We start from the raw sequence: 12779 nt of genomic DNA, 5'->3' as shown, positions 1-12779 counted from the left end.
AATAATGTATGTACACACGTTTACATTCCCGTTGCAGTACTAACTTAAACTAGAGTAGTTTTGATGCTAATTATTATTCATTATCAAATAAATTTCACAATTTAGAAGTAATAGTATCTGAATTTTTCGATAAATATTAGTTAGTACCTTGCAATGAATAATACGTGCATGATACACTACTGTATAATGAACAGTAGTGGAAGAGGTGAAGAACTTGAACGTTCAATTTAAGAAGGGTGTATTAAATTTATGTGTCCTTGCTCTTGTAGATCAACAAGATATGTATGGTTATGAACTAGTTCAAGCTATTTCAAATCAGATAGAGATCTCAGAGGGTTCTGTTTATCCACTATTAAGAAGACTAACGTCGGAGGGATATTTTACAACATATCTAAAAGAATCAACTGAAGGACCACCACGTAAATATTATCAAATTACAGTTTTAGGCAAAGGGAATTTAAAGGAACTTCGTGAGGAGTGGCAGAACTTTAGTAAAGGTGTAAATGAATTAATTCAGGGGGAGGAAAAGTAAATGTCTGAGGAAAAATTTCTAGAAGTACTTGAGAAGGAATTATTTTTATTAAAGGAAGACGAACGAAAAGATATATTACGTGACTTTAGAGAATATTTTGCTAATGGTAGGGCAGAAGGTAAAAATGAAGAAGCAATAGTTGAATCTTTAGGGCCTGTCGATGAGCTGGCAATGGAACTTTTAGCTGCATACTCAGAAGAAGAGTTTGTTTCGCACGTAGAAATGAATCCCGATGTAAATCCGTATTTTCAAAATGTTGACATTAAAGCTGATAAGGCAAATATAACTGTTATTCCTTCCGAGGACGATAAACCAACTATTAATGTGATAGATCAGGATGGGAAAACGAAGGCTACAATGGAAGTTATCGAAAATACATTGAAAATTCGCATCAAGCGTGAAGAGGGTTTTAAGAAATTTTTCTTTATTCATTTTAGCTTTGGTTTAGCATCAGTTGATGTAACAATTCAACTGCCTCAAAAATTATATGAAAAAATAACAATGGTGAATGAGAATGGGAAAATTGAAATTGAATCACTACAGGCTAAAAAGATAAAAATCGAGACGGATAACGGGAAAATATTTATGAAATCATTATTGGCAAGAACATTAAAAGCGAAATCGGATAATGGACGAATTATCTTGAATGATTCAAATTTCACAAATGTCGTTGCTTCAACAGATAATGGGCGAGTAAGCGTAAATCACTCCCGAGCTGAAAGGTTTGAGCTTTCAACTGACAATGGTCGTATAGAAATAAATGAAGTAATGGGAGAAATTTGGGCAACTACTGATAACGGCAGGATTGAAGGATATATTCCTCAGGTAACAAAACCATTGCAATGGAAAACAGATAATGGAAGCATTCTTTTAAAAACGGATGAAGTGTTAAATGATGTCTCTCTTTCTGTTAAGACGGATTCTGGTCGCGTCAGTGTTTATGGAGAAAAAGGAAAGAAATTTGAATTTGGGGATGGTTCAATACCGATACGTTTCAAAACTGATAATGGACGTATCACGGTAGCAACAGCAGTTTTGCAGGAAGCATAAAGGGGGATAACATAGTGAAAAAGATTTTAGTATTTGGCGGTACGAGATTCTTTGGAAAAAAGCTAGTGGAAACACTTGTAGCAGAGGGGCATGAAGTAACAATTGCAACTCGTGGGAAAACTGCGCACTCTTTTGGAGATAAGGTAGATCATGTCATTGTAGATCGAACAAATAAACGTGATTTGGCAACTACCTTTAAAAACTCACAATGGGATATTATTTACGATAATATTTGTTTTTCACCAAATGATGCATTGGCGGCTTGCGAAATTTTTAATGGGAATACCAAAAAATATGTATTCACCTCCACGATGTCTACTTATTTAGATTTAGGGGCCAATCTTTCTGAAGGAGATTTTGATCCATATAATTATGAGATTCGAAATGGAAGTGTAACGGATTTCTCTTATGGTGAAGGGAAACGTCAAGCCGAAGCGGTATTCTTTCAAAAGGCTGAATTTCCTGTTGTTGCCGTGCGTTTTCCAATCGTTTTAGGTGAAGACGATTATACAAGACGATTGCATTTTCATATTGAAAGGGTTTCAGAAGAAAAAGTCATTAGCTTCTTAAATATGGAGGCTCGCATGTCTTATATTTTATCCGACGATGCAGGACGCTTTTTACAATTCGCAGGGTTCTCAGGAGTTGAAGGACCATTTAATGCAACTTCAACTGGTACCTATTCATTAAAAGAATTAATGGAAATGATTGAATGGAATGTTGGGAAGAAAGCAAAAATAGCCCTTGTTGGAGATGAGGAGTCAAGATCTCCGTTTGCAGTTCCGAAAGACTGGTATATGTCTCAGGCAAAATCGATTCAGGCAGGATTTACTTGCCAGTCAATAGAGGCTTGGCTGCCGGATCTTGTGGAAACATTATCTCAGCAAGTAAAATAAGAATACCTAATAATCGTGCTACTTTATAAAGGTCACTCTTTATAAAAGTAGCTTTTTTGATTTCATCTTTTAAAATTCCAGCAAATTACGCCTATTAAATATAAAACTTTAGTCCCCGATTGGCATCGATTAAAATCGGGAAAAACAGGTTAATACTTGTATATGGTAAAATAGATTGTTCCTATAGAATATAAAATGTTAAAATAATAAAATGGATTGACTGGTAATATTTTCATTGGCAGATAAGGAAATAAAAAATTCATTTATCTTTCATAGATTAAAAATGCTTATCGAAATGGGGCTTTTCGATAATTTCAAGTTTTCTAATTGACTTCCGGGAGTGAGACGTTTTGAAAAGGAAACAAAAAAAATACACAACATACGAAAATGTCGTAATATTTCCTGGTACAGTTGAAAAATTAATTGCTCGTGCCCATGAATATGTTGAAAACTACCAATATGATTTGGCAAATAACAGCTTTGAAGAAGCATTAAAATATTCCGAAGGCGATGAAGTAACCCTTAGTGTTTATGCCTATTCGCTATATGAAACAAAATCCTTTGAAAAAGCTAAGGAAGTTTGTGAACAATTATTAAATATTGGTCCAACGATGTATTTAGAAGTAATGGAATTGTATCTAACGATTTGTATGCAGCTAAAGCAATATAAACAAGTGGAAACTATAATAACATCATTACTGGAGGAAGGGGCTATTCCCCAAGAACAGATCGATAAATTTGAGCGGTTAAAAGACATAAATGCAAACATTGCTGACAATGCGAAAAAACAGGAAGACACCTTGACTAGTGTCAATGAAATAGATGAGGAATTATTCCAAATTGAAAAGTTTATGTCTCTATCACCAAATAAACAACTAACAAGAATACATGAACTAACTACAATGAACATTCGACCAATCGTGAAGCACTTAAAAGCCATTATCGAAAATGAAGCAACACATCCTTTTATTAAGAGTATTGTATTGATTTTACTTGTCGAGCAACAAGTGGACGTAAACCTAAAGATAAGTAAGTTTAATCAAGAAAAGTATGTGAATCCTTCCGTCATGGAATTGCCGACAAAAATGCCTCAGTTTATTGCAATTTCAAAAATCATCATCGGGAAATTAGAAAAAGATCCCTCTACATTGGAAATGGTAGAATATCTTCTTTCTAAACATGCAATTGTAACTTATCCGTTTGAATGGTTGCATTATGAGACTGAAGATGTGGCGATTAGCTATATTGATTTAGTAAGAACGATGTTTGGAAGTGTTCAAGAAATGGATTATGAGCTGGTAGAATTTTTGCAGATTCTCGAAAAGTTAACAGAACTACAAGAAGTATGAAAAAAGTTGAAACTGCGAGTATCTATGTTATACTAAAATGGTTGTCAAAATCGTAGATACGAGTGGTTTGTCTAACAATTGTAAACTAATTTTGGAGGTATTATATATGTCAGCGAAGTGGGAAAAACAAGAAGGTAATATTGGTACATTAACAATCGAAGTACCGGCTGAAGAAGTAAATAAAGCGATTGATAAAGCTTTTGCAAAAGTAGTGAAAGAGATCAACGTGCCTGGATTCCGTAAAGGTAAAATGCCACGTCCAATGTTCGAAAAACGTTTTGGCGTAGAAGCGCTATACCAAGATGCTTTAGAAATTCTAGTTCCAGATGCATACTCAAATGCTATCGATGAAACTGGTATCACTCCAGTTGATTACCCAGAAATCGATGGAACTGAAAACTTCGCAAAAGGTGAAAGCTTCACTTTCACTGCAAAAGTAACTGTAAAACCTGAGCCAAAACTAGGTGACTACAAAGGTTTAGAAGTTAAAAAGGGCGAAACTGTCGTAACTGATGAAGAAGTAGAAGCTCAAATTGAAGAGCAATTAGCTCGTAAAGCTGAGTTAGAAATCAAAGAAGATGCAGCAATCGTTACTGGTGACACTGCTACAATCGATTTCGAAGGTTTCTTGGGTGAAGAAGCATTCGAAGGCGGTAAAGGTGAAGACTACGCATTAGAAATCGGTTCTGGATCATTCATTCCTGGATTTGAAGAGCAATTAGTAGGCTTAAAAGCTGGCGAAGCTAAGGACGTAGTTGTAACATTCCCAGAAGAATACCACGCTGAAGAGTTAGCTGGTAAAGAAGCTACTTTCAAAGTAACTGTTAAAGAAGTTAAAACAAAAGTTCTTCCAGAACTAAACGACGAATTTGCAAAAGAAATCGACCCAGAGGTAGAATCTTTAGAAGCATTACGTGCGAAAATGAAAGAACAAACAGTTGAGCAAAAGAAAGCAGATGTTGAAAGTGCATTACGCGATGAGCTAGTTGAAAAAGCTGCTGAAAATGCAGAGATTGAAATTCCAGAAAGCATGACTCACAACGAAATTCACCGCATGATCGAAGAATTTGGTCAACGTTTACAAATGCAAGGAATGACTTTAGACCTTTACTACCAATTCTCTGGTCAAGACGAGCATGCTTTACATGAACAAATGCGTCCAGAAGCAGAAAACCGCGTTCGCGTTTCATTAGTTCTAGAAGCTATTGCAAAAGCTGAAAACATCGAAGTAACTGAAGAAGATGTTAAAGCTGAGTTAGAAAAAATGTCTGGTCAATTCGGTATGACAGCTGACCAAATTTTAGGTGCTCTAGGCGGAACTACTGAAATTTTAGAGAACGATATTCGTACTCAAAAAACAGTAGAATTCTTAGTTGAAAATGCAAAAATTACTGAATAATATTCATTTTTACAGTATAATGTAATTGCTTGTAAAAATGTAAGATGTTAGTTTAATATTAGTTGATAAACAAGGTACGGCCTATTACCGTACCTTGTTTTCAAACTAGAAAATTTCAGATTGTTAATAATTTTTACATTAAAGTAATAGTTCTTAGTGGAGTTAATGTTTTAATTCTGACATACTGAATAATACATAGACAAAAAATGCTTATAATATATTTTAATTATGAGCTTATACAAAACAACTTATTTGATAATGATTACAGAATCTTGTAAGATTGTTGCTTGAATAGGGGTGAAGCACATTGTTCAAATTTAATGATGAAAAAGGCAATTTAAAGTGCTCGTTCTGTGGAAAACCACAAGAACAAGTAAGAAAACTAGTAGCTGGACCAGGCGTATACATTTGTGACGAATGTATCGAACTGTGTTCTGAAATCGTTGTAGAGGAACTAGGGGTCGAAGAAGAAATTGATTTTCAAGAAATCCCGAAACCAAAAGAAATTTTATCGATTTTAGATGAATATGTTATTGGACAAGAGCGCGCCAAAAAAGCATTAGCTGTTGCAGTGTACAATCACTATAAACGTATTAATTCGAACAGTAAAATTGATGATGTAGAATTATCAAAATCGAACATCGTTTTAATTGGACCAACAGGTAGTGGGAAAACACTCCTTGCTCAAACTTTAGCTCGAATTTTAAATGTGCCATTTGCCATTGCAGATGCGACTTCACTAACAGAAGCGGGTTATGTTGGGGAGGATGTTGAAAATATCCTTCTAAAATTAATACAAGCAGCAGACTACGATATTGAACGTGCAGAAAAAGGAATTATCTATATAGATGAGATCGATAAAGTAGCTCGTAAATCTGAAAATCCTTCTATTACACGTGATGTATCGGGCGAAGGTGTTCAACAAGCATTACTTAAGATTCTTGAAGGAACGGTAGCAAGTGTTCCTCCACAAGGTGGAAGAAAGCACCCGCATCAAGAATTTTTACAAATAGATACAACGAATATTCTATTTATCGTTGGCGGAGCGTTTGACGGAATTGAACAAATTATTAAACGTCGCCAAGGTAGAAAAGTAATTGGATTTGGTTCAGATCCAAAGAAAATGGAAGAAGACAAAGCTTCACTTCTTTCACAATTAATTCCAGAGGATTTACTGAAATTTGGTTTAATTCCTGAATTTATCGGTCGTTTACCAGTCTTAGCATCATTAGAACAACTTGATGAAGACGCTCTAGTTCAAATTTTAACTGAACCTAAAAATGCGCTAGTTAAACAATATCAAAAAATGCTTGAGCTTGATAAAGTTGAGTTGGAATTTAATGATGAGGCGTTAATAGCAATTGCGAAAGAAGCAATTGAACGTAAAACGGGTGCCCGTGGGTTACGTTCGATTATTGAAGCGACAATGCTAGATATGATGTTCGAGCTTCCTTCCCGTGAAGATATAGTAAAATGTATTGTGACGAAGGAAACAATTACAGACAAAGAAACACCAAAATTAATTCTTGCTGATGGCACTGAATTAAAAAAGAACGATAAAAAAACTTCAGCTTAAGTAGCTTGAGTTCAGTATAGTTAGGATGGAGAGCTGACTTCGAACTGGCGTCAATAACGCTTGTCGTAAGTCAGCTCTTTCTTCCAAAATAAACTTTATACATAAGGAGTCTAATTTGAGCATTTATTTACATAATAAGTAGTAGGTAGGATAAAATGAATTAATGGAATCGTAATTACTATTACAAAATTTATTATGATTATGTAAGTGAAATGTCTGAGATTTTAGACATACTAACAAAGCGGGTTGTTTCGGAAAACGTGGATGGAGGTGAATACCCGCATGAGTAAAACAATCGAAAATATACCACTATTACCACTACGTGGTTTATTAGTTTACCCTTCAATGGTTTTACATATCGATGTAGGGAGAGCAAGATCAGTAGCTGCTTTAGAGCATGCTATGTTAAATGACAATGAAATCTTCTTAGCAACGCAAAGGGATTTACGTGTTGAACAACCAAAAGAAGATGAGCTTTATTCAATTGGAACTTTAGTGAATGTAAAGCAAATGTTAAAACTTCCAAACGGTACTCTCCGCATCTTAGTTGAGGGTATAAGTCGTGCTAAGATGAGTAACTATCAAGAGCAAAAAGACTTTACAACAGTAGATTTAGAAGTGCACGAGGATGATAAGGAAAAGGATACTGAAATTGAGGCTTTAATGCGAACGCTTGTCAGTTATTTCGAAAAGTATGCGAAATCCTCAAACAAGATTACGACTGAAACCATCGATTCAATCTTAGATATTGAAGAACCTGGTCGGCTTGCAGATATCGTGGCTTCTCACTTGCCATTTAAAGTTGCAGAAAAACAAGAAGTACTCGGGATTTTTAATGTAAAAAAACGCTTGGATCATCTAATTATCCGTCTTCACGATGAACAAGAGGTGTTAAACCTTGAGAAAAAGATTAACTCCAAAGTGAAGCAAGCGATGGAACGTACGCAAAAAGAATATTATTTGCGTGAACAAATGAAAGCAATTCAAGCTGAGCTTGGGGACAGAGAGGGCAAAACAGGTGAAGTTGCAGAGTTACGTAAGCGTGTAGAAAATGCTGGTATGCCTGAATCGACTGAAAAGGTTGCTATTAAAGAATTAGATCGTTATGAGAAGCTTCCTGCAGCCAGTGCAGAAAGTGGCGTTATTCGAAATTATATTGAATGGCTAGTAACAATCCCGTGGAAAGAAAGTACGGAAGATCGCCTTGATATTATGCATGCAGAAGAAATACTGAATCGCGATCATGATGGATTAGAAAAAGTAAAAGAACGGATTTTAGAATATTTATCTGTACGCCAACTGATGAACTCTGTTCGTGGCCCAATTTTATGTTTAGCAGGACCTCCGGGAGTTGGTAAAACCTCTTTAGCTCGCTCTGTGGCAGAAAGCTTAAATCGTAATTTCGTACGTGCGTCACTTGGTGGTGTTCGAGATGAATCAGAAATCCGTGGTCACCGACGAACATATGTAGGTGCAATGCCAGGTCGAATCATTCAGGGGATGAAAAAAGCGGGAACAGTCAATCCTGTCTTTTTACTTGATGAAATTGACAAAATGTCAAATGATTTCCGTGGAGATCCATCTGCAGCGATGCTGGAAGTATTAGACCCTGAGCAAAATAGTACTTTTAGTGACCATTATATTGAAGAGCCGTATGATTTATCGCAGGTTATGTTCATTGCAACAGCGAATGATTTAAGTACAATTCCTGGTCCGCTTCTTGACCGTATGGAAGTTATTTCAATTGCTGGTTATACGGAAATTGAAAAAACAATGATTACAAAAAATCACCTAATCCCAAAGCAAATCAGCGAGAATGGTTTGAAGAAATCTCAGCTAGTCATTAAAGACGAAGCAATCATTGATTTGATTCGTTACTATACACGTGAAGCTGGTGTACGTAATCTGCAAAGGCAAGTTGCAGCGTTATGTCGTAAGGCTGCCAAAATTATCGTGTCAGGTGAGAAAAAGCGTGTAACGGTTAATCCTAAAGTCTTAGAAGAAATGCTTGGGAAACATCGATACCACTATGGCCAAGCAGAAGAAGAGAACCAAATCGGGGTGGCAACCGGGTTAGCGTATACTACTGTTGGTGGGGATACTCTACAAATTGAAGTTTCCTTAACACCAGGTAAGGGTAAGCTAATATTAACAGGTAAGCTTGGGGATGTAATGAAAGAGTCTGCTCAAACAGCATTATCTTATGTACGTTCACTTTCCGATAAACTACAAATTGATAATGAGTATTTTGATCAAAATGATATTCATATCCATGTTCCTGAAGGTGCGGTGCCAAAGGACGGTCCTTCTGCAGGGATTACAATGGCAACAGCTTTGGTTTCAGCAATTTCCAATAAACCAATTAAACGTGAAGTTGGGATGACAGGTGAAATTACCTTGCGTGGTCGCGTACTTCCTATAGGTGGACTAAAAGAAAAATCATTAGGTGCCCACCGTGCGGGACTAACAACAATCATTATTCCAAAAGATAATGAAAAAGATATTGATGATATTCCAGAGAGTATTCGTGAACAACTTACGTTTAAGCCTGTATCATCTGCAGAAGAAGTGCTGAAAATAGCGCTTGTTGGAGGTTTTTAAACAATGAAAGTCCATAATGTAGAAATGGTCATCAGTGCCGTAAAGCCAGAGCAGTATCCAGAGGATGGACTTCCTGAATTTGCATTGGCTGGTCGATCAAATGTTGGTAAATCATCATTTATCAATAAAATGATTGGGAGAAAAGCATTAGCTCGTATTTCATCAAAACCAGGGAAAACTCAAACTTTGAATTTTTATAAAATCGAAGAGCAATTGTTTTTTGTAGATGTACCTGGTTATGGCTACGCAAAAGTTTCAAAGACTGAACGTGAAGCCTGGGGGAAAATGATTGAACGATATATAACAGCGCGTAGTGTATTGCGTGCTGTTGTATTGATCATTGATTTACGTCACCCACCTACAAACGATGATATCATGATGTATGATTTCTTAAAGTATTACAACATCCCTGCAATTATAATTGCGACTAAAGCCGATAAAATTAAAAAAGGTAAATGGGATCAGCATAAAAAAGTAGTTAGAGAAACATTAGAGATGGATAAAAATGATCCATTAATCGTTTTCTCATCTGAAACTGGGCTTGGATTTGAACAAGCTTGGCAAGAAATTGAAAAACGAATGTAATGCTTACATACTTTAATGCACTAGTGAAGACTCGCTAGTGCATTTTGTCTAATTAAGTCTTTTTATGCTAATAAAATATTCGCAATATTTCTTTATAAGTCATCCTTATTGAAACATTATGTAATATTTGTTACACTTACTTTAGAATCATTCTAATTTAAAAAAAGATGAATAATTTCATATCATGTTCACAAAATGAGTGTGGATAACGCTTTCTTTATGTTAGAATAGAAATTATGAAATAGATCGTGTGAGGTGTAAGTTCATGCATACACTTGTAGTAGGCTTGAATTATAAAACTGCGCCAGTCGAAATTCGCGAAAAATTGTCGTTTATTGAGAGTGAATTACCGAAGGCGATGGCAGCATTAAAAAAAGAAAAAAGCATATTAGAAGACGTAATTGTTTCAACTTGTAACCGAACTGAAATTTATGCAGTGGTAGACCAACTGCATACAGGTCGTTATTATATTAAACAATTTTTAGCTAAATGGTTCGATATATCAGTTGAGCAATTTGATGAGCATCTTTATATCCGTGAAGATGACGATTCACTCCATCATCTCTTCCGTGTTACATCTGGAATTGATTCAATGGTGCTAGGTGAAACGCAAATTCTTGGACAAGTTAAAAAGAGCTTTTTGGATGCTCAAGAAGTTGGTACAACAGGTACAATTTATAATCATCTATTTAAACAAGCTGTTACTTTTGCTAAACGTGCACATAACGAAACAACGATAAATGAAAAAGCAGTATCCGTTTCTTATGCAGCAGTTGAGCTTGCTAAAAAGATTTTTGGTTCTTTAAAAAATAAGCATGTTGCTATTTTAGGCGCTGGTAAAATGGGTGAACTAGCGATTCAGAATCTTTATGGCAATGGAGTAGGCAAAGTTACAGTTGTCAATCGAACGTTTGAAAAAGCTGAGAAGCTTGCATCTAAATTTAACGGGGATGCAAAATCAATGCAAGAATTGCAATGTATGTTATTAGAAGCGGATATATTAATTAGTTCAACAGGTGCTACCGACTATGTTATTGATTATGAACTAATGCAATTTGTAGAGCGTTTACGTAAAGGAAAACCACTATTTATGGTAGATATTGCAGTACCGCGTGATATTGATCCGCATATCAGCGATTTACCAAATGTCTTCTTATATGATATCGATGACTTACAAGGAATTGTTGAGGCGAATTTAGCAGAACGTGAACAAGCTGCGAAAGAAATTACGGAAATGATTGGACAAGAGGTCATTCAATTCAAGGATTGGTTTGCTACTCTTGGGGTTGTGCCTGTGATTTCTGCATTGCGTAAAAAAGCAAATCGGATCCAGCAGGAAACGATGGCAAGCATTGAGAATAAAATGCCGAATTTAACTGAGCGGGAAATGAAAATTTTAAATAAGCATACGAAATCCATCATTAATCAATTGCTAAAGGACCCAATTTTGCAAGCGAAGGAATTGGCAAATTCTCCAAAAGCAAATCAACAGCTTCAACTATTCCAACAAATTTTTGGGATTGAAGAAGAAGTTGTTGAAGAAGTGAACGAGCAACAACAAAAAGAAAAAGTGTTTATTGAAAGTTCACAGAAAACATCCGTTTTAGATGGAAAACTGTCATTCTAATTTTATTCAACCTGGGCTTGAAGATTTGATCCTTAAATCAAAAGTTTTTGTACAAGTCTATAGTAGATTCACACTAATAAAATAAGACTAGTGTCGATTTAGTCAAGGCGTAATAATGATTATGAAATTGAGGCGTTTTCGTATCTGTATGTTAAAATAATAGATACGAGGACGCCTATTTTTACAAATTTGCTTACATGCAACAATTTATTATTGTTGGGCTAGACAGTTATAGCTTTTGCAGATGGAAATTTTACATAATTTTAAGCAAAAATTGTAAATATGGTATTAGCTTCATAAAAGTTGTAAAAGATGAAGAAGGGTAGCGAAATGACACAATTAGCAATGGCTGGGCTTTATGAAATAATGGTTGTCCTATATGCAACCGGTATCGTTTTCTATTTCATTGATTTTTTCTATAAACGTGTAAAAATTCGTCGATTTGGGTTTTGGTTAATCTCCATTGTATGGGTATTACAAACAATTTTCTTCTTATTGTATATTGTCGAAACAAAACGATTTCCAATTCTTTCATTAACAGAAGGAATTTATTTTTATGCTTGGTTACTTGTGACACTTTCTATTCTCTTACATTGTATCGCACGTGTAGATTTACCTGTGTTTTTTATTAATGTATTAGGATTTGTTTTTGTCACAATCCATTTATTTGCTCCAACTCAGGTATCGAATCCGCTGGTGAAATCACTTGAATCGGAGATGCTATTCATTCATATTTCCTTTGCCATACTTTCATATGCAGCTTTTTCTCTATCATTTGTTTTCTCTGTTTTATATTTAATTTTATATAGATTATTAAAACAGAAAAAGTATACGAAATTATGGTCAAGGCTCCCAGATTTACATCAGACAAGTAGGTGGATGCTTTATTCGATTCTTGTTGGTGTTCCAATTATATTTATTAGCCTGCTTTTAGGGCTTGAATGGGCGTTTTTGAAACTCGATGCGCTGTCAATTTTTGATATAAAAATATTAGGGTCGTTTGTTATTACTATCATTTATTTATTGATTTTAGTGTTGCACCACAGTGGGAAATTAACGGGGTTAAATTTTGCCTGGGCACAAATTTATACTTTTTTACTAGTAGTGATTAATTTCTTTTTAGGAAGTAAATTATCTAACTTCCACATTTGGTATTAATTTATT

Annotated in this window: 10 protein-coding genes; all 10 read left to right on the top strand. The window is 35.2% G+C overall.

Going from position 1 to position 12779, the window contains the following annotated elements:
* The first annotated feature begins 214 nt into the window (after window positions 1-214).
* Entirely contained in the window at window positions 215-532 is a 318-nt protein-coding gene (locus C1N55_RS13045) for a PadR family transcriptional regulator (RefSeq protein WP_137729236.1), read from the top strand.
* Window positions 533-1582, top strand: a complete 1050-nt coding sequence (locus tag C1N55_RS13040) for a DUF4097 family beta strand repeat-containing protein (protein ID WP_137729235.1) — start codon at window positions 533-535, stop codon at window positions 1580-1582.
* 14 nt (window positions 1583-1596) lie between these two features.
* A complete protein-coding gene (locus tag C1N55_RS13035) occupies window positions 1597-2478 on the top strand; it encodes an NAD-dependent epimerase/dehydratase family protein (RefSeq protein WP_137729234.1) in 882 nt (293 codons plus the stop codon).
* 350 nt (window positions 2479-2828) lie between these two features.
* Window positions 2829-3827, top strand: a complete 999-nt coding sequence (locus C1N55_RS13030; RefSeq protein ID WP_137729233.1) for a tetratricopeptide repeat protein — start codon at window positions 2829-2831, stop codon at window positions 3825-3827.
* Between the two features lie 106 nt (window positions 3828-3933).
* Complete coding sequence (gene tig, locus C1N55_RS13025) at window positions 3934-5226, top strand: trigger factor (protein ID WP_137729232.1); 1293 nt, start codon at window positions 3934-3936, stop codon at window positions 5224-5226.
* A gap of 307 nt (window positions 5227-5533) precedes the next feature.
* Entirely contained in the window at window positions 5534-6802 is a 1269-nt protein-coding gene (clpX, locus tag C1N55_RS13020; RefSeq protein ID WP_137729231.1) for an ATP-dependent protease ATP-binding subunit ClpX, read from the top strand.
* A gap of 282 nt (window positions 6803-7084) precedes the next feature.
* Window positions 7085-9403 carry an endopeptidase La gene (gene lon, locus C1N55_RS13015; RefSeq protein WP_137729230.1) on the top strand — a complete coding sequence of 773 codons (2319 nt, stop codon included), beginning with the start codon at window positions 7085-7087 and terminating at the stop codon, window positions 9401-9403.
* Between the two features lie 3 nt (window positions 9404-9406).
* Entirely contained in the window at window positions 9407-9988 is a 582-nt protein-coding gene (yihA, locus tag C1N55_RS13010; RefSeq protein ID WP_137729229.1) for a ribosome biogenesis GTP-binding protein YihA/YsxC, read from the top strand.
* Window positions 9989-10253: 265 nt separating this feature from the next.
* Window positions 10254-11615 (top strand): glutamyl-tRNA reductase, encoded by a 1362-nt coding sequence (hemA, locus tag C1N55_RS13005; RefSeq protein WP_137729228.1) that lies wholly within the window; start codon window positions 10254-10256, stop codon window positions 11613-11615.
* 330 nt (window positions 11616-11945) lie between these two features.
* Window positions 11946-12773, top strand: coding sequence for a cytochrome c biogenesis protein CcsA (gene ccsA, locus C1N55_RS13000; RefSeq protein ID WP_137729227.1), 828 nt, complete (start codon window positions 11946-11948; stop codon window positions 12771-12773).
* Window positions 12774-12779: the final 6 nt, after the last annotated feature.

The sequence above is a fragment of the Lysinibacillus sp. SGAir0095 genome (genome assembly GCF_005491425.1).
In the GTDB taxonomy this organism is placed as follows: Bacteria; Bacillota; Bacilli; order Bacillales_A; family Planococcaceae; genus Ureibacillus.
The sequence above is the reverse complement of the archived record's forward strand: the minus strand, read 5'-3'. Positions and strand labels throughout refer to the sequence as shown.

What these genes read in the sequence shown, in the direction of transcription:
- C1N55_RS13040 (WP_137729235.1), top strand. Translation starts at nt 533, where the DNA reads ATGTCTGAGGAAAAATTTCTAGAAGTACTTGAGAAGGAATTATTTTTA.
- hemA (WP_137729228.1), top strand. Translation starts at nt 10,254, where the DNA reads ATGCATACACTTGTAGTAGGCTTGAATTATAAAACTGCGCCAGTCGAA.
- tig (WP_137729232.1), top strand. Translation starts at nt 3,934, where the DNA reads ATGTCAGCGAAGTGGGAAAAACAAGAAGGTAATATTGGTACATTAACA.
- lon (WP_137729230.1), top strand. Translation starts at nt 7,085, where the DNA reads ATGAGTAAAACAATCGAAAATATACCACTATTACCACTACGTGGTTTA.
- ccsA (WP_137729227.1), top strand. Translation starts at nt 11,946, where the DNA reads ATGACACAATTAGCAATGGCTGGGCTTTATGAAATAATGGTTGTCCTA.
- yihA (WP_137729229.1), top strand. Translation starts at nt 9,407, where the DNA reads ATGAAAGTCCATAATGTAGAAATGGTCATCAGTGCCGTAAAGCCAGAG.